This window comes from Ancylobacter sp. TW_SC_1 (genome assembly GCF_056836805.1).
In genome coordinates, this window is the sequence record NZ_CM166365.1 from 4,206,703 (window position 1) to 4,232,358 (window position 25,656).

Here is a 25,656-nt window from a genome sequence, read left to right on the forward strand (position 1 = left end):
TCCTCAATCGACTTTCAAAGCCCGGCTTCGGCCGGGTTTTCTTCTTCGAGCGGGTCGCCCCACGTAGCGGCGAAGCCCCGGTATTCCGGCCCCTCGCGGTAGCCCCCGAGCCACATCAGATCGGCCGGATTGACCGGCTCCTTGGCGACGAGGCGCGCAGCGATCGCGCCGGCCCGCTTCCAGCGGTCATGGGCCGTCTCGACGCGGCGGAGCGGGGCGACGTTCTCCTCCGCCATTAGCTGGCGCTGCATATCGAGGATCGAGGCCGCGACGGGCTGCGGCGCGGCGGGCGTGACGGCGTCCAGCGCGGCACCGAGCGCGGGCGTTGTGTGGGTGTCTTCGCGCTTCGGGAAGGCGATCAGCGTAGCCGCCTGCGCCTGCCCGTGCCGCACCACCGCATCGGCAAAGTCACGAGGCTTGAACTTGACCTTGCGGAGCTCGGCCGTCCGCTCGGCCATGAACGCCTTCTGCGCCGCCTGCGCCCGCTTCACCGCTTCCGCCGGGTCGACGCCGGCGAGCTCGGGCGCGATGGCCTCGCCCAGGAAAGCCTCGCCGGAGGCGTCGAACAGATAGGCGCGGCCCATATCGGCCGGGTCCATGCGCACAAGCACTTCGGTGCCCGGCATCACCCCGGCGGCGATGTAGACGGTCCGGTCGATGGGGATGCCTTCCTTGCCGACTGTGCGGAGTCCGTCGCGGCCGGCGATCGGCGCGAGCAGCATGTCGAGGGCGCGAACATCCACGCGGCGGATCGGCGTCCGGTCGGCGCTGGCGACCTGGAACGGCGTGGCACCGGAAAGCCCGTCATGCGGACGATGGGCGTAGCGTCCGGCTGCCCAGCGGTCGCAATAGTCCTGCAACTCGGCCGGCGTCAGGTCGACCGAGAACGCCTTGTCGACGTCGCTGCCGAGCCGCTGGGCGAACGCCTTGCGCCCCTCAATCGCCTTGCGGTCGGCGACCGAATGGCCGACGAAACCCGGCAGCGTTCGCATGAGGTCGCGCTGCATCGTGCCGATGGCGCGCTCCACCGTGCCCTTCTGCCAGGGCGAGAAGGGCGCGGAAAGCTCGACATCGATACCGAGGCTGGCCATCACCCGCTGGGTGTACTTCGCCACGAAATCCGAGCCGTTGTCGGTCTTCACCCGCTCCGGCACGCCCCATTCGAGGATGGCGCGGCGCATGAGCAGGCCCACCGCTGCCGCCTTCGGGGTCTTGGAGACGAAGATGATGAGCCGCCGCGAGAAGACGTCGATGGCGACATAGACGCTGTGGCGGCCATCCTTGGTGAGCACGTCCGCCGGCGAGGCGTCGATCGCCCAGAGCTCGTTGCAGCGGCTCACCAGATGAGCTGAGCGGCCGGAAACGCGGAAGCTGTTCTTGAAGGCGTCCGGATCGGTCAGCGCCAGAAGCTCGGCCGAATAGGTCTCGCGCCATCCCTTCAAGGTCATTTGAAAGGTACGGACGGAGGGCACCGGCGCCACGGCGTCGCCCATGTCGAGGCTGGCGCCGAAGCGGTCGATGATCAGGACGCGCATATGATCGGCCGACAAATATGGGTTCTTGGCCATCGCCGCGAGGATGGTGTTGCGCACCTCGCCGCCATTGGCGAGGTCGAGCACCCCGCGATTGCGGCGCGCGGCGCCCTTGTCGACGGCGAGCCGATGCGTCTCGCCGGCCTTGAGAGCCGTCCGCCAGCGGCGCAGCGTTCGCGGCGTGAGCCCGCGAACAGAGGACCGCACCCACTCAGCAACTGGAATGCCGCCGGCATTGTAGGCGTCGCAGAACAGGGCGTCGGAGCCGAGGAGCCCGAGGCCGCTGTCGCGCTGAAAGCGTGTCAGGGCATTGAGAATGACGAGACGCGCGTCGCGCTGTTCGGCGGCGCTGCACGAAAGCTGCTGGGCCTCTGGCTCGGCCGCTGCGACAGCCGCGAGCGACGACGGCAGGTCGACGGCAGCGAGTTGCGCCTGGGCGCAGGCAAGTCGCACGTCCTGCGGCAGGCTGGCATAGCCATAGAGCCGCGGCCGGCCAGTGCCGGCCCCGACCGTGAACGGCCATGCCTCGCGCTGGGCGCGTATCTCGGCGCCGCGCTTGGTGACGTTCAGGGCCTGGGCGATCTGCGAAATGGAGAGCGGCTGCATCAGCGGCCACCCCGCCACTGCCGGCGACCGAGCCTCTTGATGCGCTCCAGCTGCTCGATCTGCTCGGTTGCCATCGCCTCCTTGATCGCGCCCTCAAAGCGCGCTTCGACCACGATCCGGTCGAGAGGGTCGGCTGCGAGTTGCAGGAGGCGCTCGTCGCCGGTGACGGCTCCTAGGGCGATCACGCGCAGGAACGAGATAGTGTGGCCTTCCTTGGCCTGGCTGGCGTAATTGTCCAGCATGCCGCGCGTGACGCCGCCGTCCTCGTCACCGAGAAACTCATTCATGCGGTCGGCGATGTCCTCGCGTGTCATTTTGCTTGCGTGCAGGGCCTCGGCGACGGCGCGGGCCACCTGGTCGCGCCACGTCGCGGCGCGCACGCGCTGGGCGTCGAAGCGCTTGACGACGGCCGGCGGCGTCCAGTCGAAGAGGTCGAGGGTATGAGAGTCGCGGCGGCTCAAGTCAGCGGCCCTCCCGCGCATCGTCGAGCACCGCGTCGACGAGATCATCCAGCAGCACCTTTTCAAGGATGGCGCTGGCGAGTACCGACCGCATGATCTTGCGTTTGTCGGCCTCTATTGTGAGGAGGGCGGAGGCCCGCGTCGTCATGTGCGCGATCGGCAGCGGGCCACCAGAAAGCGGCTCACCGCCGTCTAGGCCGGCCTTGCGGATCTGGCTCAGATAGACACGAACGGTTCCGGGCGTGAGCCTGCCATCCAGGCAGCAAACGATTTCGTTGGGATGCAGGCCGTTTCTGACCAAGCGCATCACCTCGGACAATCCAGTGCTTCGGTCGTCGGTCAATTCGACTCGCCGCACCATGTCAGCGCCCCTCCCCAAAGGGCGCCGGGCGGGCGATGCGAGACAGGCCCGCCCGGCAGTTTGGCTCAGGGAGGATGCGAGTAGCCCCGCCGCCCCACCACTGGCGCAGGTGGCGCGCTTCCCCGATGCTCAGGTCGCCAAACACCGAGTCGGAGGAAGCCGAAATATGAGTTGCGATCGAGAAGCAGGACATCACGCACGTCCTCGCGGGCGGAGGACGAACAATGCCGCTGCATAAATACGCGTCGCAGTGTTTCGCGCTGTCCGAAGAAGTCCAGTCGTTCTTGACCGGGGACGAGTACGAGGATGTCTTTGAGCTTTTGAAGGAGTTTTCGTACGTTGATTGGTTGCGTTGGCGTAGTGAAAGAGCCGACGCTCTGCGCGCGCTCGCAGCAGCAACTCCTGCCAAGCAGCAGCAGAAGCTTCACAAGATGCCGTCGAGAGAGCGCCTCCTAACGGTCTTTGCCCTGTCGCAGTTCTACGCTGAGGCGGGCGAACTTCTCGAAGCGGCGTCAGATCTGCAAGCAGGCGGCTCGTATCGGTCGACAGCTGTGTGGGCGTGGGATCGACGGCAGAAATTGGAGGGAGCTGAGCACTCGTTTTGGCCGTGGGGCGGCTCACCCACGTTCCGAAACCCTTAGCCAGCGCGCGTGCAGCGGCGAGAATGTGCCCGCGCAGCCTCATGCCGCCCTCCCGAAGTCTTCCGGGAGTGGCATTGCGCGCCAGAGCGATCCGCCGGGCGAACGCTTGAGCGCCGGCGAGGTGTTCAGCCACAGAGCAAGGCCATGGGCGACATCGGCATCCGTCACCACCAGCACGCTGTGCCGGTTCACGGCCTCGCCGATCAGCATGGTGGCGCCGACCACCGGCGAGGGATCGATGGTGACGGACCCGCTCCAGTAGATGCAGCCGGAGCGGTGGTCGGGCTCAAGGCGTCCGATGACGTACATCACGGCGCCACCTCGCGCAGTGCGCGTTCCGCCAGCGCCATGACGCTGGGCCGATAGGCAAGTGAGCGTTCCACCTTCACGCCGAGAGCGGCGAGGACCCCTTCGGGGAGGTCCCGGACGTTGTCAGCGACGATGCGCTCCGGCGCGCCCCACTTTGTCAGGGCAGCCGAAAGGGCACCCCATACCGCCGCCGTCTGAGAGCCGCCCGTGTAGTGGCCCAGCGTGGTGCGCGAGCGCACGTCGACAATGGCCGCGAGCCAGGGACGGCCTCCCTCGACGATGACATCGAGCGACTTCACGTCCACAACCCAGCATTCATGATGGCGCAGAGGCGTTCTGGTCATGGCGTTCACCACCGGCCGAGGCCGGCGAGGACGTTCGCCGTGCCGATGATGAGGGTGGCGATGACGAGCGCCTGGATCAGCAGTGCGTCATGGCGGCGGGGCCGGCGGCAGGGTCGCAGGGGCATGTCAGGCAGCCTCGATGGATTTGCCATGGCGGTACGTGGTCGATCGGCTATTCTTCGCCCTGTGCAGCAGGGTGCGTTGCTTGGGGATTCGCACGCCGGCCGACGTCCAGTGCTCCGGGAAGAGGACCTGCGGCGTCACGTCGAGCGTGGCAGCAAGCGCGCTCTCGATGGGAAGAGACGGAGCCCCCGCGGCGGTCGCCTGGACCGCCTGCCGGGTGACGCCGATCTCTTTCGCGAGAGACGTCCACGAGGACCCGACAAGCTTCAGCTGCATGTGGATCCACGCCCGCCTCACAGCGGGATTTTTTGGGATGTCTAAGGTTGCGTTCGCTACTGCCATGGCAACGAGAATGCGCTGAAAACAGCGTGTGTCAACGCCACTATCAGCGGTTCGCAAAGCCAACCCGACGCGATATGCGCCAATATCGGCGTATCTCTTTGAGTTTGCGCTGTTTTCTGCTTCTGCGAAATGGCTGACCAAATGGTGGATTCATTTCGCAAAGAGCCCTTCGATGACGCTTCGCTTGGCGAACGACTGAGGGAGTTCCGCGAATCACTGCATCTCGATCAAAAAGCGTTTGCTAAGCAGCTGGGCGCTGGTTTCCGCACCTACCAGGAGTACGAAGCCGGTAGATCTGCTCCGAAGGTGAGCGTGCTGCGTCTGTTGGCAGAGATGGGCTGCGATCCCACTTGGCTCTTGACCGGAAAGCGCAATGACAAGCCGGCACCGTGGGCCCATTTCACGCCAGATGCCGAGTTGTTGGGTCGTATCACAGACATGATCGCGCGCGTTTACCGCGAGGGTGGAGCGCCATTATCTATGGTCGATCTCGGCCGCTTAAGTGCCGAGAAATACAACGAAATCGCAAACGCCACGGACAATCCGGACGAGCGTTTCACCATGGTTAAATTGCTCGCCTCGCAGCTGAAAAGCGATCTAGCGAAATCTGAAGCCGGCTCCGGCAAACGCTCGGCCTGAGGTTGATCCGCGGGGAACGAACTACAATTATCGCGGGAATGGTATCCTGTTGGTGTATAAAATTGTTTGTGTGGTAACGAACGCGCTATCAGAACGTGCGCCCGGAGATGAAAAATGCGGCTCTTTGTGACCTGCACGTTATGGCTTCTGCTGGCGAACTCGGCGAACGCCTTCACCGTCACGGAGCAGGTAAAGATGCTCCAACGGGCAGAAAAGCAGGCCTCGTCAGCCATGATAAGTGGAGACGTCGCCGCGCTCCGGCATCTAAACAAGGACTTCTCGTCGCAACTTCAATCGCTGCTTGCGTCGGATGCGCCGTTCGAATGCAAGATGGCCGGCAACGCGATGCAGGGCCTACTCATAAGCGTTCTGTTGCCGCCCTCCGCTAGGAAATTGACGGCGATCGACCACGACGCGGGTCAGTGGGAAAAGAACATGGACGCATGCGAGCGGGATTTGCGTCTGCCATCTAAGCGCCTGATCACCCGGTAGCATTCCGCGAGAGCAGGCATCGGACGTTGGCCATTTGATCCTTCGCGCCCCTTTGGCGCCCGGTCACTGGCCATTTGATCCTTCGCGCCGCTCGTTTCATTGGCGCCCGCGCAAACCCTTGCCGTACCGCGCTTTCCCGCACGTTCCCGCCTAATCCCGCCAGATCACCGATTGTCCATCTGATCCTTCGCGTAACACTACTGCATCCGGTGCTGGTGGCGACGCTGCTGATGAACCTGACGTTCCGCGCCGAAGCCAGCCTCTCGCATGCAAGCTTGATCCTCGATGCGGTCTGGTTCTGCGTGCTGCTGATCGGCTATGGCAGCGCGGTGCTGTCGACGGTGCTCGGCATGCGCCGGCGCCGCGTGCCGGGGATCGGGCGGGCCATCGCGCTGATGCCGCTTTATTGGCTGATGATGTCGGCCGCGGCCTGGCGTGCCGTTCTCCAGCTCGTGATGGCACCCTATCGCTGGGAGAAGACGGACCACGGGCTGGCGCGCACCTCGCGGCGGCGCCCACGAATCCTGCGCACGGCACCGCCTAGAGGTAGCGGCGCAGTTCCTCGGCGGCCTCGGCCGGCGACCGCTTGAGGTTGAACGGCGCGATGAAGGTGCCGTCCTTGCCCATGAGATAGATGATGGCGGTATGGTCCATCGTGTAGTCGCCGTCCTGCGTCGGCACCTTCTTGGCATAGACGCGGTAGGCCTTGACGACCGCGGCAATCTGCTCGGGCGTGCCGGTCAGGCCCTGTATGCTGGGGTGGAAGCTGCCGAGATACGACTTCATCACCTCAGCCGTGTCGCGCTCGGGATCGACGGTGATGAACAGTCCGGTCACCTTGCGCGCATCCGGCCCGAGCGCCTCGAAAAGCTGTGACATCTCGAACAGCGAGGTCGGGCAGATGTCCGGGCAATGGGTGAAGCCGAAAAAGACCAGTGTTGGCTCCCCGACGAAGGTTTCCTGCGTGACCTTCTGGCCATCCTGATCGGTCAGCTCGAAGGGGCCGCCGATGGCGGTCTGCCCAGAGACCGCGACCGGCCCCTGCGGAAGCAGCGCAAGGGCGCTGGCGACGATGATGACGGCACCGGCGACGAAGGCGGCCAGCAGCAGGAGAACGCGACGGTTGGACATGGCACCCACGGCAGATTTTTCGGTGGCGCGCCCGGACCGGCCCGCATGTCGGCGGATTCAGTCAATGGGACGCTTCAAGCCTAGAAGCAATAGGCAATTCCGGCCGACAGCATGTCGAAGAAAACGGCGGCACCATGACGTGCCCACAGGCCGATCGCCGCACCTATCAGTACAATTACGCAGGCCGCGAAGATCCATCGTCCCAACATGCCTAGCCCTGCCGCGCGAGCCGTCATATATTCCTCCAGGTTCGGGTGAATACGTTATGCTGAATTTTGCCGTCTGACGACCTTAGCCCCACGATTCACCTAGGTTGCATGAGTGGCAAAATAGTACTCTAGTATATGAGCGTTCATTTTCGGAATGCGGGCGGGGCAAGACGCCGTTTCGCTGTCGCCCAACGTGGGACGGTGGAGGCGGAAGCCGGATGGATGGACCATTCGGAATGATGAGTGCTGGAAGGTCAACGCTATCCGGTCTCGGCCCGCGATCGGCGGAGCCGGAAGGACAAAAGCCTGGTGATGTCGACATCACCGGGTTGCTCAACTGCATGCGCGACGGGTTGGCGATCTTTGACGCCCAGGATCGCCTCGTTTTTCACAATCGACGCTTCCTTGAGCTGTTTCCCTTTCTCGAGCCGCTGGGCGATCTGCAGGGGCTGACCTTCTATGCCCTCGCCTCCGTTCCCAACGGCGAATGGCGCTGGGCGAAAAACCCGGAAGACCACATCGCGGAACGGCTGCGCCGGCATGCGACGGCCGATGGCACGCCCTTCCTGCTTCAACTGGAAGATGGTGGCTGGGTGCAGGTGCGCGAGCAGCGCACGCCGGAATCCTGGATGATCTGCACCTGGGCCGACGTGTCCGGGCTGAAGATGGTGGAGACCCAACTGAACGACGCGGTCGACGGGATCGCCGCGGGCCTGATCGTCCTCGGTCCCGAAGGACGGATCATCCAGACCAATAGCGGCATGCGGCAGATCTTTGCCGCCTCCGGCACCGCCCTGCGTACCGGACGGTACCTTTCGGAGGTGCTGGACGAGGCGCAGGCCAACGGTTTCTTCGGCGATGGCGCCGCCAATGCGCTCGCCCTGCTCAGGGACGGCCCCAACAAGGACGACGAGCGGCCGGTCGAGATCGTGCTGCGCGACGAGAGCTGGCTCCTGGTGAGCCAACGCCGGCTCGCCAATGGCAGCATGGTCGGCATCTGGACCGACCTGACCGCGCAGAAGAAGCGCGAGGCCGAACTCGTGGCCATGCGCGAGCAACTGCGCGAGCACACAGAGGCGCTGGCGGATTTCGCCCGCCTCGTCGCCCAGCAGGCACGCCACGACATGCTGACCGGCCTGCCCAATCGTTTCGCGCTCGAGGAACGGCTCGACCAGGTCCTGCGCGACGGCGTGACCGGCGGCGTGTGGGTCGGGGTCATCGACATCGACCATTTCAGTGGCATCAACGACGCGGTCGGCCACACCGCCGCGGACGAACTGCTGCGCGAGATCGGGCGCTTCCTGCGCGGGCAGCTGCGTGGCGACGACATGCTGGCACGCATCGGCGCCGACGAGTTCGCCGTGGTGCTCACCGGCCTCAGCGAGATCGAGATCGTCAGCATCGCCAACCGCCTCAATGGCGCGATCCAGTCCCACCCTTTCCGCGTCAACGGGCAACGCATCACGCTGACGGCGAGCATGGGCCTAAGCATGGCGCAGGCGCCGCTGCGGACGCCCTCCGGCCTGCTCGCAGCGGCTGACACGGCCTGCCGCGTGGCCAAGGAAGGCGGACGCGATCGCGTCCAGCTCTATGACCTCGGCGATCCGAAGGTGAATACCACGCATCAGCAGGTCGGCTGGGCCGAGCGGATCCGGCTCGGGCTGGAACTGAACCGCTTCAAGCTGCACCTGCAGGCCATCGTCGATTCCCACCAGCAGATCTGTGGCTATGAGGCGCTGATCCGGCTGACCGACGACAATGACAGCTATTACAGCCCGGCCCAGTTCCTGCCGGCGGCGCGGCGTCTCGGCCTCATGGGACGCATCGACGACTGGGTCTGCCGCCAGTGCGTGGACTTCGCCATGCAACTCATCCAGCGTGGGGGCGGTCAATACGTCTCGATGAATCTCAGCGTGCAGACGCTCGCCAACGCCACCTTCCAGCGCCGGCTGCTGGAAATTATCGAGGCGCATCCGGGGGTCGAGAAGGCGCTGCGGATCGAGATCACCGAAACCGACGTGATCTACGACGCGCATCAGGTGACCAGCTTCCTGATCGCGCTGCGCGCGCATGGCATGCACGTCTATCTCGACGATTTCGGCAATGGCTACAATTCGTTCGACACGCTGAAGCAGTTTCCGGTCGACGGCATCAAGATCGACTGGACCGTCACCCGCGATCTGCTGAGCGACCCGATCGACGAGGCGCAGATCAAGGCGGCGATTTCCATCACCGACTCGCTGGGGCTGGAACTGGTCGTCGAGGGCGTCGAGGAGGAGGAGCAGCTCACCCGGCTGAAGGAGCTCGGCGCGACGCTGTTCCAGGGCTTCTATTTCCACCGTCCGGTCAACGCCGACACCCTCTTCAAATGACCGCCACCTCCGCCGGGCGGGCCGAGGCTGCCTAATAGCCGCGGCGCGGATCGACTTCGTGCAGCGGCGCCAGCCCCCGACGCATCCGCCGGATGCTCTCCGCCACGTCCCGCGCCGCGAGCGTCGGCACGGTGATGCTGGCAAGATGCGGGGTGATCAGCACATTGTCGAGCGACCATAGCGGGTGGCCGGGCGGCAGCGGCTCGGTCTCGAAGACGTCGAGCGTCGCCTCGGCGATGCGGCCGGAGCGCAACGCCTCGACCAGCGCCGCCTCGTCCACCACGGCGCCGCGCGAGGCATTCACGAACTTGGCGCCCGCCGGCATGAGCGCCAGTTCGCGCGCGCCCAGCATATGGCGGGTGTCGGGCGTGAGCGGCATCATGCAGACGATGATCTCGTTGCCGGCGAGCACGCGCTCCAGCCCGTCCCGCCCGGCATGCGTCGTCACGCCGGGAATGTCCTTGGGGCTGCGCGACCAGCCCGACACCGTGAAGCCCATGGCCGCCAGCATGCGGGCCGCCGCGCCGCCCAGCTCGCCGAGGCCGAGCACGCCGACCTTGATCTCGAACAGCGGGCGTGGATGGACATAGTCCCACTCGCCGCGCCGCTTGGCCCGCTCGAACACGGGAATGTCGCGGGCGTAGCGCGTCACGGCGAAGACGACGTAGCTGGTCATCATCGCCTCCATGCCGGGATCGTTGAGGCGCGAGAACCTCACCGGCACGAGATCGTCGCGCTGCATCAGCGCGTCGACCCCGGCGCCGAGATTGATGACGAGTTCCAGATTGGGAAAACGGGCGAAGAAGCCCCTGGGCGGCACCCAGGCCAGCGCGTAGCGGATATCGGCGGGATCGCCGACATCGGGATCGATGCGGACGTCGAGGTCGGGAAGCTCGGCCTGCAGGGCCGCCCGCCAGGCCGCCGCATCGTCCACGGCGCTGTAGAAAACGAGCGCATCCTTGCTCACCAGACAACTCCCAGCCGGGCCGACCGATTCGGCGGACCTCTCGGCGGCTATCCTACCGGGCGCCGGGCGGCGCGAGAAAGCCGGCTGCGGCGGGCCGCCGGTTGCAGGTGAGAGCCGTCGACTTCGCCGATCCGGGCAGGCCGGGTGCGCGACGCTCCTAGCCATCCGCCGCCGTCTGGAAGGCCGCCTCGGCAAGGTCGGTCTCACGCAGCAATTTGTGGGCGAGATCCGTCGAGATGCGATGGCCGCGCGCCATGTTGGCGATGGCCGCGCGCTCGGCCCTCAGGGCGAGGACGTGCAGCCGCTCCTCGGTATGCAGCCGGTCCTCGCCCTTTGCGACAAGCGCCTCCGGCTGCAATTGCGCGAGGCGATGCTGATAATAGTCGGCCACCAGGGCGATGGCGGCGAGGTCGCTCCCTGCCGCGCGCCCCTTGCCGTCGCTGGCGCGGGCGAGAGCGGCGATCGCCGCCTTCGCCACCTCCACGCGGGCGTTGCGCTCCTTCGTGTCGCGGCGCGGCTCCGGTGGCATCTCGACTGCGCGGAGCAGGCGCGGCAGGCTCGCATTGGCCACGACGAGCGAGACCAGGATCACCCCCGCCGCGATGAGGATGACAAGATCGCGGGAGGGGAAAGGCGCGCCGTCGGGCAGCGCCAGCGGCAGGCTGAGCGCGCCCGCCAGCGTGACCGCGCCGCGCACCCCCGCGGTCGACATGGCGGCGACGAGGCGCCAGTTCGGCAGCATGCGTTCCGGCCCGGAGACGCCATGCCGCCAGCGCCAGATGGTGACCGACACCCAGACCCAGGAGAAGCGCAGCACGGCAAGCGCCGCCGCCACCGCCGCCACATAGAGGGCAGGCCATTCCAGCCCGCTATGGCCGCTTTCGGCAGCCCCCGCATGCACGCGCGCCAGGATTCCCGGCAACTGTTCGCCGAGAAGCAGGAAGATCGAGCCGTTGAGCGCGAACTGCAGCGTCTCCCACACCGCGTTGCGGCGGATACGGGTGACGGCGAGCGCCTGCCCGCCGACCTCGATCCGGCTCATCATCATGCCGGCCGCCACTGCCGCCAGCACTGGCGAGCAGCCGAGCGCCTCGGCCAGAAGATAGGCGCCATAAGGCGTCAACAGGCTGATCACGATCTGCGACGAGGCATCCTCGCCGAGCCGCGCGACGACCCAGAACTTGGCGAAGGACACGAGCCAACTGAGACCGAGGCCGAGCGCAATGCCGCCGGCCGCCGCCCAGACCAGCCCGCCGACGGAGGGCCAGAAGGGAAAGGTGCCGGTCATCGCCACCGCCACCGCAACGCGCAGGCAGACCAGGCCCGAGGCATCGTTGAACAGCGCCTCGCCTTCGAGGATGCGCAGCAGGCGGCGCGGGACCGGCACGTTCGCCATCATCGAGGTGGCGGCGACGACATCGGTCGGCGAGAGCACCGCCGCCAGTGCGAAGCACACCGCCAGCGGCATGGCCGGCACCATCAGGTGCAGCAGCAGCCCGACGCCGAGGACGGTGAAGAAGACCAGCCCGAAGGCCAGCGAGAGGACCGTGACGACATTGTCCTGCAAGTCCTGCTTGGGCACGCGCCAGCCATCGAGAAACAGCAGCGGCGGCAGGAAGAGGACGAAGAACAGCTCGGGCTCCAGTCGGACGCCGAAATCGCTGGTCAGGCCGATCGCGGCACCGGCGGCGATCTGCACCAGCGGCAGGGCCACACGTCCGCCGAGCGCCTTGGCGAGCCAATGCGTGGCGACCACGCCGGTCAGGAGAATGAGGATGATGCCGATGGCGTTCATGCGGGGTCCGGGGATTTCCGTCGAGCAGCCACGCCTCGCGACGCGGTCCGGGGGCGCACGGCGACGCAGGAGGTGGCAAACGAACTTCCCCCATGCGCACGCGGGACCGCGACAACGACGCCGGACCGACCAACCGTACCGCCCCGCGCCGCCGGCGTCTTTCCCCTCGGCACAGACGCAGCAAAATCGCACGGCCCGGGGCGCGCCAAGCGAAGACCGCTCCGCCCGCGGCTCCTGTCGATCACCGTCGACCTTCCGCCGCCGGGGCAGAACCGACTCGCTATCCACGGTTGGCGATCAGCGCCGGGCCATCCCGCGGTGCCCAGGACCGCCCGCACTCCGCCGTCGCAACGACATGCGCAACGCCGCGCCAAGCAGCCGCGCCAAGCCACCGGCGTCGCAGGCCATTTGATCTTTCGGGGAAACTGGAGCGGGCGAAGGGAATCGAACCCTCGTATGCAGCTTGGGAAGCTGCCGTTCTACCATTGAACTACGCCCGCTCGGGCAGGCCGCACCATAAGGGCGGCAAGGGGGTGGTTCAAGTCCCCCGGCGAGGAGCTTCACAGGAGAGAACGAGACGCGCCTGCCCGCGTACTCAAGCACAATCCGGGCCCGAACCGACGACAATACGCCCAGCATCCAACCAATCGCCGGAGCATCCAGCTTCTGGAACGTCCGCATCTCACAATCGTGCCCGTACATGCCACCGGCTCGCTCTGCCCTCGCTTGTCAGCAGCCCGCCACAGCTCCCTGAAAAGATTGCGGCGCCTTTCCGCCCGGCGGCGCGGAATCAGGTGCGGATGGCCGGCCATGGCCCGAGCCCGGCGAAAGGATGCAGGCGGCGCCGTGCCCAATTTACGAATGAAACTCATTCGCAGTTGCAAACGTCGCGATCTGGCATAAGGTGCTATTGCAAATCATTCGCAAGAGGAGAGGCGCATGCCCAGCAGGCGTGTCGTTCTGGCTGGTCTGGCGACCATTGGTCTTCTTTGCACGGGGGCATCGATCGTCTCGGCGCAGGCGGGCAGCGAGGGCAAGTTCAAGGCGGTGACGACCTTCACCGTCATCGCCGACATGGCGCGCAACGTGGCGGGCGACGCGGCGGTGGTGGAATCCATCACCAAGCCCGGCGCCGAGATCCACAATTACGCTCCCACCCCCGGCGACATTCAGCGCGCGCAGGGCGCCCAGCTCGTCCTGTGGAACGGCCTCAACCTCGAACTCTGGTTCGAGCGGTTCTTCCAGAACCTGAGGGACGTGCCGAGCGTGGTGGTGTCCGACGGCGTCAAGCCGATGGGCATCGCCGAGGGCCCCTATCGCGGCAAGCCGAACCCGCATGCCTGGATGTCACCCAAGGATGCGCTGATCTATGTCGACAACATCCGCGACGCCTTCGTGAAGTACGATCCGGCCAATGCCGGAACCTACCGGGCCAATGCCGACGCCTACAAGCAGCGCATCGAGGCCGCGGTAGCGCCGATCCGCGAGAAGCTGGCGGCGATCCCCGCCGACAAGCGCTGGCTGGTGTCGAGCGAGGGCGCGTTCTCCTATCTCGCCCGCGATTTCGGCCTGAAGGAGCTCTATCTCTGGCCGATCAACGCCGACCAGCAGGGCACGCCGCAGCAGGTGCGCAAGGTGATCGACGCGGTGCGCAAGAATGCCATTCCCGCCGTGTTCAGCGAGAGCACCGTCTCCGACAAGCCAGCCCGGCAGGTGGCGCGCGAGACCGGCGCGCATTATGGCGGCGTGCTCTATGTCGACTCGCTCAGCGAGCCGGACGGCCCGGTCCCGACCTATATCGACCTTCTGCGCGCCACGACGGGCACGCTGGAGACCGGGCTCGCCCAGGGGCTGTCACAATGACTGCTGTCGCACTGAACGTGCACCCCGCCCGATCGTCGCGCCCGGCCCACAGCTCCGAGACCGGGCCGGGCCTCGCGGTCCGCGACGTCACGGTCACCTACCGCAACGGCCATACCGCGCTGCGCGACGCCAGCTTCGACATCCCGACCGGCACCATCACTGCCCTGGTCGGGGTCAACGGCTCGGGCAAATCGACGCTGTTCAAGGCGATCATGGGCTTCGTGCGCGTCTCGCGCGGGAGCATCTCGATCCTCGGCCGCAGCGTCGGCGAGGCGCTGAAGGGCAACCTCGTCGCCTATGTGCCGCAGAGCGAGGAGGTCGACTGGAACTTCCCCGTGCTGGTGGAAGACGTCGTCATGATGGGGCGCTACGGCCATATGGGCTTCATGCGCATCCCCCGCGCCGCCGACCGCGCGGCCGTGGAGGTGGCGCTGGCCCGCGTCGGCATGGGCGAGTTCCGTCACCGGCAGATCGGCGAACTGTCCGGCGGTCAGAAGAAGCGCGTCTTCCTCGCCCGCGCGCTGGCGCAGGACGCCCGGGTGATCCTGCTCGACGAGCCCTTTACCGGCGTCGACGTGAAGACCGAGGAGGCCATCATCGCGCTGCTCCGGGCGCTGCGCGAGGAAGGCCGGGTGATGCTGGTCTCCACCCACAATCTCGGCAGCGTGCCGGAATTCTGCGACCGCACCGTTCTCATCAAGGGCACGGTGCTGGCGCACGGGCCGACGGCCGAGACCTTCACCGAGGCCAATCTGGAGCGCACCTTCGGCGGCGTGCTGCGCCATTTCGTGCTCGGCGGCGCCGGGCTGCACGAGGATGACGACCGGCGCCACCTCGCCGTGCTCACCGACGACGAGCGCCCGCTGGTGCTCTACGGCGAGAAGGGCGCGATGCAGCCGAAGACCGCCGACGAGAAGCCGGGCAAGGGGGACACCCCGTGATCGCGCTTCTGAGCGAGCCCTTCGGCTACGAATACATGCGCAACGCCATGTGGGTGTCGGCGCTGGTCGGCGCGGTCTGCGCGTTCCTGTCCTGCTATCTCATGCTCAAGGGCTGGTCGCTGATCGGCGACGCGCTCTCCCATGCCATCGTCCCCGGCGTCGCCGGCGCCTATATGCTCGGGCTGCCCTTCGCCATCGGCGCGTTCTTCTCCGGCGGCCTCGCCGCCGCCGCCATGCTGTTCCTCAACCAGCGCACGCGGCTGAAGGAGGACACCATCATCGGGCTGATCTTCTCCTCCTTCTTCGGGCTCGGCCTGTTCATGGTCTCGCTCTCGCCGACATCGGTGAACATCCAGACCATCGTGCTCGGCAACATCCTCGCCATCACGCCGGAAGACACGCTGCAGCTCGTCCTCATCGGCGTCGTGTCGCTGGCGATCCTGCTGGCGAAGTGGAAGGACCTGCTGGCCGTGTTCTTCGACGAGACGCATGCGCGCTCGATCGGGCTCAACCCGACGGCGCTGAAGGTGATGTTCTTCACGCTGCTCTCCGCCTCCACCGTGGCGGCGCTGCAGACGGTCGGCGCCTTCCTCGTCATCTGCCTGGTGGTGACGCCCGGCGCGACCGCCTATCTGCTCGCCGACCGCTTTCCCCGCCTGCTGGTCATCGCCGTCGCCATCGGCGCGGTGACGAGCGCGGTCGGCGCCTATGCGAGCTATTTTCTCGACGGCGCCACCGGCGGAATCATCGTGGTGCTGCAGACGTTCATCTTCCTCGCCGCCTTCGTCTTCGCACCCAAGCACGGCATGCTGGCGGCGCGGCGGCGGGCGGCCAGCCTGCCGAAGGAGATGGAGCTGTGAGCCTCCTCGAGACGCTGCTGGCGCCCTTCCAGTTCGAGTTCATGGTGCATGCGCTCGTCATCTCCGCGCTCATCGCCGTGCCGACGGCGCTGCTGTCGTGCTTCCTCGTGCTCAAGGGCTGGTCGCTGATGGGCGACGCGATCTCCCATGCCGTCTTTCCCGGCGTGGTGCTCGCCTACATCACCGGAATCCCCCTGGCGATCGGGGCCTTCGCCGCCGGCATGTTCTGCGCCGTGGCGACGGGCTTCCTCAAGGACAACAGCCGCATCAAGCAGGACACGGTGATGGGCATCGTTTTCTCGGGCATGTTCGGCGCGGGGCTGGTGCTCTATGTGAAGATCCAGACCGAGGTGCATCTCGACCACATCCTGTTCGGCGACATGCTCGGCGTCTCCTTGTGGGACATCGCCGAGACCGCCCTTATCGCCGCCGTGACCGCCGGCATCATCGGCCTGAAGTGGAAGGACTTCCTGCTGCACGCCTTCGACCCGGCGCAGGCGCGGGCGGTGGGGCTGCGCGTCGGGCTGCTGCATTACGGCCTGCTGTGCCTCATCTCGCTGGCCGTGGTCGGGGCGCTGAAGGCGGTCGGCATCATCCTCGCCATCGCCATGCTGATCGCACCCGGCGCCATCGCCTTCCTGCTGACACGGCGCTTCGGCGCGATGCTGCTGGTCGCGCTGGCGATCGCGGTCGGCGCCTCGCTCGCCGGCGTCTACCTCTCCTTCTTCCTCGACAGCGCGCCGGCCCCGACCATCGTGCTGCTGATGAGCCTGCTGTTCGTTGGCGTCTTCATCCGCGGCCAGATGGCCTCGCCCCGCCCGGAGACGTCCGGCACGGGCTGAACCCGCGCGGCGACCGCCCCCCCGCAGGCCTCCTGCGTGCCGGGCACCGACTTGGCTACCCAGAGGAACCTTGTACCATTGCGTTTTTGCGAAGCTCAGGCGCAAGCTCCTGCGTCGACAACCCGCCGCGGCAGCCCTTCCGGCGAAATGTGAGCCGGCCCCATGGCCGTCTCACGCCACCAGCCCGGCTCGGGCCGCGCCGGCGCCTCCGACGAGAAGGCATCGCCCGCCGAATGATCGTCTTCATCACTTATCGCGGCCATGGCCGGGCCGTGCAGAGCCTGGTCGAGGGCACCCTCGGCGTGCCGACGCCGCACATTCGGCACACCCATTACGAGCGCCTGTTCCGCGCCTGGCGGGTGCCGCGCGCGACCTATGTCTTCTGCGATTTCGAGTGTCTTCTGCCCTGGAAGCTGGAGCGCGCCGCGCAGCTCTACCGGATGATGCGGGCGGCCGGGCTGAAATGCCTGAACGATCCGGCGATGGCGATGTCGCGCGTCGAGTTGCTGACCACGCTGGAGCGGCGCGGGATCAATCCCTTCGGCGTCTACCGCGCCGACGCCGACCCGCGCCCGCGCCGCTTTCCCGTATTCGTTCGCGCCGAACTGGGGCACGGCACGCCTTCGACGACGCTGTACGAGGACCAGGAAGCGCTGGCGGCGGCGCTCCACGACCTGCAGCGGCGCGGCGTGCCGCTACGCGGGCTGCTGGTCATCGAGCTCGCGGCCGAGCGTTACAATGAGACGCTGTGGGCCAAATGGGGGACGTGGCGCATCGGGCAACGCACGGTGCTGGAGCACATCGCCGTCGACGATACCTGGATGGTGAAGATCGGCGACCACGCCAAGGTCTCCCAATCCGTGGCGCAGGACGAGCACGACGCCGTCGTCGCCAATCGCTATGCCGAGGACATGTCGGCGATCTTCGATCTCGCCCATGTCGAGTATGGCCGTGCCGACCATGCGCGTTTCGCCGGCGGCACGATCGTCTTCGAGATCAACACCAACCCGTATATCGGGCACTTCGTGCCGGACCGTAATCCGGTGCGGCGCGAGACGCAGCTGATCGCGCGCCAGCGCATCGCCGACGGCCTGCGCGCCATCGACACGGCGGAGGGCGGAGGCGTCTGGCTGCCGGACTGGCGCAAACGGCGGCCGTGGGGGTGGATGCGCCCGCGCCTGGGCGGCCCGCCGGGGCCCTGACGGCCGCGAAACCGCCTCTAACGAAAGCGCCGGCCTTTCGGCCGGCGCCCAGTCGACCGCAAAATCGGGTCGGGTCTTACGCCTTGGTCAGCGGCGAGGGCGGCGGCGGACCCATGGGGGCAACGGACGCAACCGGACGAACGGTATACTTCATTACGTCTCTCCTTGATGGCCGTATCGAGTTTTCTAAAGCGGCATCCTCACTAGAACGAAATATTTCTATCATTTCTCTTTTGATGCGTCTTCATGATCCGCAGAAGGCGTCGGCAATTCCTCAGGATCTGGCGCGCCAGGATTCGGCGCGCGATCAACCGTCGGTTCGGCGGCGCGAAACTTGGACAGGTGCAGGGGATTACCGTGTCGTCCATCGGGATGGACGCCGCGGAAATACCACTTCTGCCAGCCCTGGCGGATCGCTTCCGGCTCCCCGGCATTGAGACGCTCGTTGAAGGCTTGCCTCATCTCGCCATAGCGCCCGATGGCCTGCACGCGCTCGGGCGCGGTCTCGACCGGCACGATCGCCGGCCGCACCGATTCCAGCGCCCGGTAGGGCATCGGCGCGAGGAAGCAGAACGGCTCGCCTTCCTCGAAACGCACCGTGCCCGGGCGGGTGAACTTCCAGTTCATGGTGAAGGGGAGATCGAGCCAGTCGGTCTCCACGATTCCTTCCAGCGGATGAATGCCGTCCTTGGGCAGGTTCGGGCTGCCGCGCACGTTCATGCCGATCCCCTGCTCCGTCCTGAACAGGTAGTGCGTGATGAAGGTCAGCACGCCGGAACCGAAATGCGAGGCCGCGTAACGTTCGATCGTCGGGGAACCGGCATGCAGGGCGAGGCTGTCCAGCCCGGCCTCGCCGTTCCACTCCGCCTCGAAGGTCATCGGGCACAGCAGTTCCCAGCCCATGCTGTTGGCGATGGTGAGCGGCAGGCAGCGATAGGCGAAACGCTGCTCCGTCGCGTCCATCCAGGCGCGCTCCGCCCGCGCGGGGACGAGGAGCGGCGCATCAGAGTTCAGGCGATAACACGTCAGCGACGTCACGCGGACCATCCTTCGATACTGCCGGGCAACCGATGGTATTTTCCCGAGAGTACCTTCTACGTGCCCGCGCACCGACGTGGCAAAGTCGATTTTTCCTCGTCTGCGCATCGGAACATCGGCAATCGATCCGCCGCGCCGGCCCGCGTGGAAAACCTGCCCCGACGACCGGCGGGTAAGTCGGTATGGCGCTGTCCGGCGGATTGCGGCGCGCAGGGTGGCGAAGCGTAACATTTTGGCCGCGCCACCCCAAAAATACACCGACGAGGGCCACTAGGGGCCTTTCCCGTATTTGCCTGATAGATCGAAGGTGGTAGAAATCTAGACGATTATTACGCATGGTTGCGGCCGGCGGAAATCGAGGGGGCGATGAAGCGTACTTTTTTGATGGCGGCTGCTCTTGGAGCAGTTTCAATCGGGGCTGTTGGCAGCGCGTCTGCGGATGTCTGCCTGACGCAGGGTACTCTTACGCAGGCCGTCGGCACGGTCCTGGTGGATAAGGGTGCCGGCTATGCCCCTGGCGTGATCGGCACGTCTCTGAAGAACGGTGACAAGATCACCGTTCAGGGGCCTGGTACCGCGGTGGTGGATTTCGGCAATGACCGGACCTTGACCGTTCCGGCCTCCACGACCGAGACGCTGCGCGCTCCCGGTTGTGGCGGCTTCGCGTCGACCAATCCCACTCTGGGGATTCTCGGCTCGCTGGCTGTCGGTGGCGGTGTCGCGGCGGCGATCGCAGCGTCGGACGGCAATAGCGGCGTGCAGTTCTTCCCGATCAGTCCCTGATCGGACCCGCCTGATTACAGGCACGCGTGAAGATTCGGGACCGGCGCGCGTTGCGCCGGTCTTTTCGTTTTGCGGGCCTCGTCCTTGGGATCTGGCGCGAGCGACCCTTTCCGCGCCACGCCCGGCACGTCCTAGCGGAAGGGTGGCTCGTCGAAGGAGCGCAGCTTGCGCGAATGGATGATGTCGCCGGCCAGCCTGAGCTTTTCGAGCGCGGCGAGGCCGATCCTGAGATGTTCGCCGACCGCGCGCTCGTAGAAGGCATTGGCGGCGCCCGGCAGCTTGATCTCGCCATGCAGCGGCTTGTCCGACACACACAGCAGCGTGCCGTAGGGCACCCGCAGCCGGTAGCCCTGTGTGGCGACGGTGCCGGACTCCATGTCGACGGCGATGGCGCGGGAAAGGTTGATGCGGCGGCGTTCCTGCGTCCAGCGCAGCTCCCAGTTCCGATCGTCCTGCGTGACGACGGTACCCGTGCGCAGGCGCCGCTTGAGCAGGTCGCCCATCTCGCCGGTGACGTCCGCCGCCGCCTGCTGCAGCGCGACCTGCACCTCGGCCAGCGCGGGAATCGGGATGCTGGGCGGAACCAGCTCGTCCAGAATGCCATCCTGCCGCAGATAGGCGTGGGCGAGTACATAGTCGCCGATGACCTGCGTCTGCCGGAGCCCGCCGCAATGGCCGACCATCAGCCAGCAATGCGGCCTCAGCACAGCGAGATGGTCGGTGATCGTCTTGGCATTGGAGGGACCGACGCCGATATTGACCAGCGTCACCCCCGCGCCTCCGGCCCGCACGAGGTGGTAGGCCGGCATCTGGTAGCGGTGCCACGGCGCCGCCATCACCCGCTCGACCGCCATGGCGTCGAGGCCGGCGCGCTCGATCCGGATGCCGCCCGGCGTCACCAACGCCTCCGCCGTCCCCGCCTCGATCTCCGCAAGGCCGGCACGGATGAACTGGTCGACATAGCGATGATAATTGGTCAGCAGGATCCACGACTGGAACGTCCGCCAATCGGTCCCGGTGTAATGGACCAGCCGGCGCAGCGAATAGTCCACCCGCACCGCGTCGAAGAGCGCGAGCGGGCGCGGCTCGCCCTCCACCAGCTCGAAGGCGCCGTCGGCGATCTCGTCGCCGACCAGCGACAGCAGCGGCGTCGGGAAATGCCGCGCCAGCTCGGACGCCGTGACTTCGCCGCGCCCGAGTTCGTCGCCGCCCTCGAGCGCGTAGGGATAGGGAATCTCCTGGTGGCTGACGCCGGTCTCGATCGTCGCGCCATATTCCTCGACCAGCGGAGTCAGTTGGTCGAGCAGATAGGCGCGGAACTCGGCCGGCTGGGTCACGGTGGTCTGGTGGACGCCTGGCACCGCAAATTTGGCGTAGCCGCGCTGGGTACGCGCCATGGCCGGTTTTGACGGCTCGTAGGTGACGCGCAGGAGTGGGTAGCGGTAGCGTGCCCGCTCTTCGGCGGACGGCGCCTGCCGGGTCTCGAAGAAGCGGTTGAGGTCCTGGCGCAGCGCGTCGCGCGCCGCCCCGTAAAGCCTCTCCAGCCGGTCGATGGCCTCGTTCGGGGTCGCCGCTGTCTCGAACATCATCGGATCCGCACCTCTGTCGGACTGGCTGCTACAGTGCTTTGGCTGCGACGTAAACGCCGGACCGCCGCTCGGGCACGAGAAGCCCTGTTGGATCACGGCTCGCCGGACGTGGTATCAGGGCCGCGGCTCGACTAAAGATGACGCTCCAAACCCCTTCCGATGGCTCTTGTTCGACGCCTGACGACATTGCGAGATAGGCAGAACCGGCCATGCCCTTCCTGACCACCAACCCCGCGCTCGCCCGCGCCCTTGCCGAACGGGACTACGACAACCCCACGCCGGTGCAGCTCGCCGTGCTCGCCCCCGAGGCGGCGGGCCGCGACCTTCTGGTGTCCGCCCAGACCGGCTCCGGCAAGACCGTGGCCTACGGCCTCGCCGTCGCCGAGACGCTGCTGGGCACGCAGGAACGGTTCGGGCCGGCCACCGCGCCGCAGGCGTTGGTGGTGGCCCCCACCCGCGAACTGGCGCTGCAGGTGCAGCGCGAATTCGACTGGCTGTACGCGGCGACCGGCGCGCGCATCGTCTCCTGCGTCGGCGGCATGGATCCGCGCCAGGAGCAGCGCCTTCTCAACCAGGGCGCGCACATCGTCGTCGGCACGCCCGGCCGCCTGCGCGACCATCTGGAGCGCGGCCGGCTCGACATCTCCGCCCTGCGGGCCGTCGTGCTCGATGAGGCCGACGAGATGCTCGACCTCGGCTTCCGCGAGGACCTCGAATTCATCCTCGACGCCACCCCGCCGGGCCGGCGCAGCCTGCTTTTCTCCGCCACCATGCCGCGCGGCATCGCCGCCCTCGCCAAGCGCTACCAGCAGGAGGCGCTGCGCATCGAGGTGGCGAGCGCAGCCGGCGGCCATGCCGACATCGAGTACCGCACCATCCGCATCGCCCCGAAGGAGGTCGAGTACGCCGTCGTCAACGTGCTGCGTTTCTACGACACGCCGAGCGCCATCATCTTCTGCAACACCCGCGAGGCGGTACGGCATCTGCACGCGACGCTGCAGGAGCGCCAGTTCTCGGCCGTGGCGCTGTCGGGCGAGCTCAGCCAGAGCGAGCGCAACCACGCGCTTCAGGCGCTGCGCGACGGCCGGGCGCGGGTCTGCGTCGCCACCGATGTCGCCGCGCGCGGCATCGACCTGCCCAATCTTGGCCTCGTCATCCATGCCGACCTGCCCAACGACGCCGAGAGCCTCCAGCACCGCAGCGGCCGCACCGGGCGGGCGGGGCGCAAGGGCGTCAGCGTGCTGCTGGTGCCGCCGTTCCGCCGGCGCCGGACGGAAGACCTGCTGCGCGGGCTGGGCGTGACGCCGGTCTGGTCGGGACCGCCGACCGCCGAGGAGATCCGCAAGCTCGACCATGAGCGCATGCTGCGCGACCCGCTGCTGACCGACACGCCGAGCGAGGACGATGCCGCCGTCGCCCGCACCCTGCTGGCGAACCACCCGGCCGAACACATGGTCGCGGCGCTGGTGCGCCTCTATCGCGCCGGCCTGCCGGCGCCGGAGGAGGTCGCCGACCCCGGCGAGCCGCGCGCCACCCGCGAGCGTCCCGCCCAGCGCGAGTTCGGCGGGCCGTCGGGCGCCGGCGGCAGCGCCTGGTTCCGCCTCAATGTCGGACGCCGCAGCAATGCCGATCCGAAATGGCTGCTGCCGCTGATCTGCCGGCGCGGAAACGTGACGCGCCAGGACATCGGCGCCATCCGCATCTTCGACGAGGAAACCACCTTCGAGGTCAGCCTCGCCGCCGTGGAGCGCTTCACCCATGCGCTGCGCAAGACGGAGGGCGCCGAGGTGGCGATCGAGCCGCTGTCCGGCCCGCCGCCGGCGCGCGGCGAGGGCCCCGCTTCCAGCCGCGCGCCGCGCGGCAAGCCGCGCTACGACCCGCTGGCCGAAAAAGCGCCCGCTGAGCGGACGCCCCACGAGAAGCCGTTCCGGGAGAAACCGTTCCGCGAAAAACCCTTCCGGGAGAAGCCGCGACGAGAAGAGACGCCCGGCGAAAAAGCCGCGCCAGAGGCGGCTTACGCCAGGTCCGACCGTGCCAAGGCTCCGTACGCCAAGGCTGCTTACCCCAAGCCTGATCATGCCAAGCCCGACCATGCCAAACCGGCTCGCGCCAAGGCTCCGTACGCCAAGCCTGATCATGCCAAGCCCGACTATGGCAAGCCGGCCCCTGTCAAGGCTGACCACCCCAAGCCGGCGCGTGCCAAACCGGGCTTCGACAAGCCGCGCGGTCCGAAGCCGGCGGGGCGCGATGCCAATGAGCGCCCGCCCGGGCGGGACCGTCCGGGTGCTTTCGAGGGTAAGCCCAAGGGGAAGAAGAAGCCGCGGCCCTGACCGCGCCGACACCGCACTAAAGCAGCACGCCCGGCCCCGGCATGCGGCCGCGCCCCGTTGTCCGGGACGCGGCCGCGCTGCGTCAGAGCGACCAGCCGCCGTCGATGTTGTAGGCCTGCCCGGTCGTGTAGGTCGCATTGGCCAGATGCACCGCGAGGTCGGCGATCTCCTCGGGCTGGCCGAGCCGGCCCAGCGGCTGACGCGCGATGAAGGCCGCGCGGGCGGTGTCGTAGTCGCCGGCGGCGCGGATGCGCTGTTCCAGCGAGGGGCTCTCCACCGTCCCGGGGCAGATCGCGTTGCAGCGTATGCCGCGCCCCACATAATCCGCCGCCACCGACTTGGTCAGCCCGACCACCGCCGCCTTGGTGACGGCGTAGACGAAGCGGTTCGGCGCGCCCTTGGCCGCCCCGACCACCGAGGCCATGTTGATGATCGCCCCCTCCCCGCGCTCCAGCATGCCCGGCAGGGCGGCGCGGATGGTTCGGATCATCGAGCGCACATTGAGGTCGACGGCGAAATCGAACTCATCGTCCTTCATGTCGAGGACGGTGCCGGAATGGACGAAGCCGGCGCAGTTGAACAATACGTCGATCGGGCCAATCTCTGCGAAGGCGGCGTTGACCGCCGCGTCGTCGCGCACGTCGAGCGGGCGGGTCACGATGCCCGGCACCACGCCGAGCCGGGCCAACGCCTCGGCATTGACGTCGGTGGCATGGACCCGCGCGCCGGCGGCCGCGAAGGCAAGGGCGCTGGCGCGCCCGATGCCCTGCGCCGCCGCGGTGATCAGTACCGACCTGTTCTTGACCCAATCGCTCATGCGTTCACTCCAAAGCGCTTTGCCGCGACGTCCGCGTCGAAGAACTCCCGATTGACGCAGTCGCGCGAGGCGGACGTGCCGAGATATTCCAGAGCGGTACGTGCCGATTTCTGCCGGAGGTCGACGAGGCTCGACGGGCTGTAGAAGGCGGCGTGCGGCGAGAACATCAGTTTATAGCGGGCGGCGGATTCCGGTGCACGCCACAGCTTCATCAGGGCATGCGCGGGATCGAGCGGCTCCTGTTCCAATACGTCGAGGCCCGCCCCTCCCAGCCGCCCGGCCGCGATCGTCTCGGCGAGCGCGGCGAGATCGACCACGCCGCCGCGCGCCGTGTTGATCAGGATGGCGTCGTCCTTCATCGCCGCGAGCGCGGCGGTCGAGATGAGGTGCCGGGTCTCGCGCGTCAGCGGCGTGTGCAGCGACACGACGTCCGACTGCGCCAGCAGCTCGTCAAGGCTGTGCACCCGCCCGATGCCGACGGCGAGCTCGCTGCCGGTCGGCTTGTAGGGATCGTAGAAGATCACCCGCATGCCCAACGCCTTGGCGCGCAGCGCGGCGGCGGTGCCGATGCGCCCGAGCCCGACCACGCCGAAGACCTGCGTCGACAGCCGCCGGATGGTCGGCACGTCCTGGAAGCGCCAGCCCCCAATGGGATCGTTCAGGATCGCGCTGTTGTAGTGGACGATGCCGCGCAGGAACCCCAGCGCCATCGCGATGGCGTGGTCGGCGACGTCCATCGTACCGTAATCGGGCGTGTTGCAGACGGCGACGCCGCGCCGGCCCGCCGCGGCCAGGTCGATATTGTCGAAGCCGACGCCGGCCCGCACCACGACGCGACAGTTCGGCATGCGGTCGAGCACCGCGTCGTTCACCTCGATCTCGTGATAGCAGACCATGGCGACGGCCTCGCGCCAGGTTGCCTCGGGGATATTGCCGAGGTTCTTCGACTGCGAGATGTGGACCTGGTAGCGCGAACCGTAGACGGCCTGCTCCAGATCCGCCTCGCCGTCGAACTGGACGTCCGGCTGCAGAATGATGTTCGGCATTTTCCAACCCTTCTTGGAAGG

Annotated in this window: 25 protein-coding genes and 1 tRNA gene; 12 read left to right on the top strand and 14 right to left on the bottom strand. The window is 67.1% G+C overall.

The window, feature by feature from the left end; translation table 11 throughout:
• Positions 1-14: 14 nt before the first annotated feature.
• The 3 genes from AC1PZ7_RS19965 to AC1PZ7_RS19975 are packed head-to-tail and all read right to left on the bottom strand — an operon-like array spanning position 15 to position 2,960.
• On the bottom strand, positions 15-2,138 hold the full coding sequence (locus AC1PZ7_RS19965; protein ID WP_482356926.1) for a transposase: 2,124 nt from the start codon (positions 2,136-2,138) through the stop codon (positions 15-17).
• Positions 2,138-2,599 carry a hypothetical protein gene (locus AC1PZ7_RS19970; RefSeq protein ID WP_482356927.1) on the bottom strand — a complete coding sequence of 154 codons (462 nt, stop codon included), beginning with the start codon at positions 2,597-2,599 and terminating at the stop codon, positions 2,138-2,140. Before AC1PZ7_RS19970 ends, AC1PZ7_RS19965 begins: the two co-directional genes overlap by 1 nt.
• Before the next feature lies 1 nt (position 2,600).
• On the bottom strand, positions 2,601-2,960 hold the full coding sequence (locus tag AC1PZ7_RS19975) for a hypothetical protein (RefSeq protein WP_482356928.1): 360 nt from the start codon (positions 2,958-2,960) through the stop codon (positions 2,601-2,603).
• Positions 2,961-3,184: 224 nt separating this feature from the next.
• Between AC1PZ7_RS19975 and AC1PZ7_RS19980 the strand changes: the two genes are divergently transcribed.
• Entirely contained in the window at positions 3,185-3,601 is a 417-nt protein-coding gene (locus AC1PZ7_RS19980; protein WP_482356929.1) for a hypothetical protein, read from the top strand.
• 39 nt (positions 3,602-3,640) lie between these two features.
• Here AC1PZ7_RS19980 and AC1PZ7_RS19985 read toward each other — a convergent pair whose 3' ends face one another.
• The 3 genes from AC1PZ7_RS19985 to AC1PZ7_RS19995 all read right to left on the bottom strand — a co-directional run bounded on the left by AC1PZ7_RS19985 (position 3,641) and on the right by AC1PZ7_RS19995 (position 4,653).
• Positions 3,641-3,913 (bottom strand): hypothetical protein, encoded by a 273-nt coding sequence (locus tag AC1PZ7_RS19985; protein ID WP_482356930.1) that lies wholly within the window; start codon positions 3,911-3,913, stop codon positions 3,641-3,643.
• Positions 3,910-4,254 carry an integrase catalytic domain-containing protein gene (locus tag AC1PZ7_RS19990; RefSeq protein ID WP_482356931.1) on the bottom strand — a complete coding sequence of 115 codons (345 nt, stop codon included), beginning with the start codon at positions 4,252-4,254 and terminating at the stop codon, positions 3,910-3,912. The genes AC1PZ7_RS19985 and AC1PZ7_RS19990 overlap by 4 nt, the downstream gene beginning before the upstream one ends.
• Positions 4,255-4,380: 126 nt before the next feature.
• Positions 4,381-4,653, bottom strand: coding sequence for a helix-turn-helix domain-containing protein (locus tag AC1PZ7_RS19995; protein ID WP_482356932.1), 273 nt, complete (start codon positions 4,651-4,653; stop codon positions 4,381-4,383).
• Positions 4,654-4,848: 195 nt separating this feature from the next.
• Between AC1PZ7_RS19995 and AC1PZ7_RS20000 the strand changes: the two genes are divergently transcribed.
• The 3 genes from AC1PZ7_RS20000 (at position 4,849) to AC1PZ7_RS20010 (ending at position 6,440) form a co-directional block, all read left to right on the top strand.
• Positions 4,849-5,358, top strand: coding sequence for a helix-turn-helix domain-containing protein (locus AC1PZ7_RS20000; protein WP_482356933.1), 510 nt, complete (start codon positions 4,849-4,851; stop codon positions 5,356-5,358).
• A 114-nt stretch (positions 5,359-5,472) separates the two neighbouring features.
• Positions 5,473-5,850 (top strand): hypothetical protein, encoded by a 378-nt coding sequence (locus AC1PZ7_RS20005; RefSeq protein WP_482356934.1) that lies wholly within the window; start codon positions 5,473-5,475, stop codon positions 5,848-5,850.
• A gap of 215 nt (positions 5,851-6,065) precedes the next feature.
• Positions 6,066-6,440: a hypothetical protein gene (locus AC1PZ7_RS20010; RefSeq protein WP_482356935.1), complete on the top strand. Its 375-nt coding sequence runs from the start codon at positions 6,066-6,068 to the stop codon at positions 6,438-6,440.
• Here AC1PZ7_RS20010 and AC1PZ7_RS20015 read toward each other — a convergent pair.
• Positions 6,391-6,981, bottom strand: coding sequence for an SCO family protein (locus AC1PZ7_RS20015; RefSeq protein ID WP_482356936.1), 591 nt, complete (start codon positions 6,979-6,981; stop codon positions 6,391-6,393). The genes AC1PZ7_RS20010 and AC1PZ7_RS20015 overlap by 50 nt on opposite strands.
• A gap of 550 nt (positions 6,982-7,531) precedes the next feature.
• Here AC1PZ7_RS20015 and AC1PZ7_RS20020 point away from each other — a divergent pair.
• On the top strand, positions 7,532-9,562 hold the full coding sequence (locus AC1PZ7_RS20020) for a putative bifunctional diguanylate cyclase/phosphodiesterase (RefSeq protein WP_482356937.1): 2,031 nt from the start codon (positions 7,532-7,534) through the stop codon (positions 9,560-9,562).
• Positions 9,563-9,593: 31 nt separating this feature from the next.
• Here the strand turns inward: AC1PZ7_RS20020 and AC1PZ7_RS20025 are convergent, their stop codons facing one another.
• The 3 genes from AC1PZ7_RS20025 to AC1PZ7_RS20035 all read right to left on the bottom strand — a co-directional run bounded on the left by AC1PZ7_RS20025 (position 9,594) and on the right by AC1PZ7_RS20035 (position 12,824).
• The gene (locus AC1PZ7_RS20025) at positions 9,594-10,529 is read right to left on the bottom strand and encodes a 2-hydroxyacid dehydrogenase (RefSeq protein WP_482356938.1); all 936 of its coding nucleotides are present in this window, start codon (positions 10,527-10,529) and stop codon (positions 9,594-9,596) included.
• A 157-nt stretch (positions 10,530-10,686) separates the two neighbouring features.
• Positions 10,687-12,324: a Na+/H+ antiporter gene (locus tag AC1PZ7_RS20030; protein ID WP_482356939.1), complete on the bottom strand. Its 1,638-nt coding sequence runs from the start codon at positions 12,322-12,324 to the stop codon at positions 10,687-10,689.
• Between the two features lie 426 nt (positions 12,325-12,750).
• Positions 12,751-12,824, bottom strand: a tRNA-Gly gene (locus tag AC1PZ7_RS20035).
• Positions 12,825-13,263: 439 nt separating this feature from the next.
• On the opposite strand from AC1PZ7_RS20035, the gene AC1PZ7_RS20040 reads away from it, so the two are divergent.
• The 5 genes from AC1PZ7_RS20040 to AC1PZ7_RS20060 all read left to right on the top strand — a co-directional run bounded on the left by AC1PZ7_RS20040 (position 13,264) and on the right by AC1PZ7_RS20060 (position 18,032).
• Positions 13,264-14,187: a metal ABC transporter substrate-binding protein gene (locus AC1PZ7_RS20040; RefSeq protein WP_482356940.1), complete on the top strand. Its 924-nt coding sequence runs from the start codon at positions 13,264-13,266 to the stop codon at positions 14,185-14,187.
• Complete coding sequence (locus tag AC1PZ7_RS20045) at positions 14,184-15,128, top strand: manganese/iron ABC transporter ATP-binding protein (protein ID WP_482356941.1); 945 nt, start codon at positions 14,184-14,186, stop codon at positions 15,126-15,128. Before AC1PZ7_RS20040 ends, AC1PZ7_RS20045 begins: the two co-directional genes overlap by 4 nt.
• Positions 15,125-15,988, top strand: a complete 864-nt coding sequence (locus tag AC1PZ7_RS20050; RefSeq protein ID WP_482356942.1) for a metal ABC transporter permease — start codon at positions 15,125-15,127, stop codon at positions 15,986-15,988. The genes AC1PZ7_RS20045 and AC1PZ7_RS20050 overlap by 4 nt, the downstream gene beginning before the upstream one ends.
• Positions 15,985-16,830, top strand: coding sequence for a metal ABC transporter permease (locus AC1PZ7_RS20055; protein WP_482356943.1), 846 nt, complete (start codon positions 15,985-15,987; stop codon positions 16,828-16,830). The genes AC1PZ7_RS20050 and AC1PZ7_RS20055 overlap by 4 nt, the downstream gene beginning before the upstream one ends.
• A 233-nt stretch (positions 16,831-17,063) precedes the next feature.
• Complete coding sequence (locus tag AC1PZ7_RS20060; protein ID WP_482356944.1) at positions 17,064-18,032, top strand: hypothetical protein; 969 nt, start codon at positions 17,064-17,066, stop codon at positions 18,030-18,032.
• Between the two features lie 222 nt (positions 18,033-18,254).
• Here the strand turns inward: AC1PZ7_RS20060 and AC1PZ7_RS20065 are convergent, their stop codons facing one another.
• On the bottom strand, positions 18,255-19,301 hold the full coding sequence (locus tag AC1PZ7_RS20065) for a DUF6065 family protein (RefSeq protein ID WP_482356945.1): 1,047 nt from the start codon (positions 19,299-19,301) through the stop codon (positions 18,255-18,257).
• A gap of 135 nt (positions 19,302-19,436) precedes the next feature.
• On the opposite strand from AC1PZ7_RS20065, the gene AC1PZ7_RS20070 reads away from it, so the two are divergent.
• A complete protein-coding gene (locus tag AC1PZ7_RS20070) occupies positions 19,437-19,853 on the top strand; it encodes a hypothetical protein (RefSeq protein WP_482356946.1) in 417 nt (138 codons plus the stop codon).
• 131 nt (positions 19,854-19,984) lie between these two features.
• Here the strand turns inward: AC1PZ7_RS20070 and AC1PZ7_RS20075 are convergent, their stop codons facing one another.
• Positions 19,985-21,442, bottom strand: a complete 1,458-nt coding sequence (locus tag AC1PZ7_RS20075) for an AMP nucleosidase (protein ID WP_482356947.1) — start codon at positions 21,440-21,442, stop codon at positions 19,985-19,987.
• Between the two features lie 209 nt (positions 21,443-21,651).
• Here AC1PZ7_RS20075 and AC1PZ7_RS20080 point away from each other — a divergent pair, with 209 nt between their 5' ends.
• A complete protein-coding gene (locus AC1PZ7_RS20080) occupies positions 21,652-23,772 on the top strand; it encodes a DEAD/DEAH box helicase (protein ID WP_482356948.1) in 2,121 nt (706 codons plus the stop codon).
• An 82-nt stretch (positions 23,773-23,854) separates the two neighbouring features.
• On the opposite strand, the gene AC1PZ7_RS20085 is transcribed toward AC1PZ7_RS20080, so the two are convergent.
• Together AC1PZ7_RS20085 and AC1PZ7_RS20090 are read right to left on the bottom strand one after the other, a co-directional pair.
• Positions 23,855-24,589: an SDR family oxidoreductase gene (locus AC1PZ7_RS20085; RefSeq protein ID WP_482356949.1), complete on the bottom strand. Its 735-nt coding sequence runs from the start codon at positions 24,587-24,589 to the stop codon at positions 23,855-23,857.
• Positions 24,586-25,635, bottom strand: a complete 1,050-nt coding sequence (locus AC1PZ7_RS20090) for a C-terminal binding protein (protein ID WP_482356950.1) — start codon at positions 25,633-25,635, stop codon at positions 24,586-24,588. The genes AC1PZ7_RS20085 and AC1PZ7_RS20090 overlap by 4 nt, the downstream gene beginning before the upstream one ends.
• Positions 25,636-25,656 lie beyond the last annotated feature (21 nt).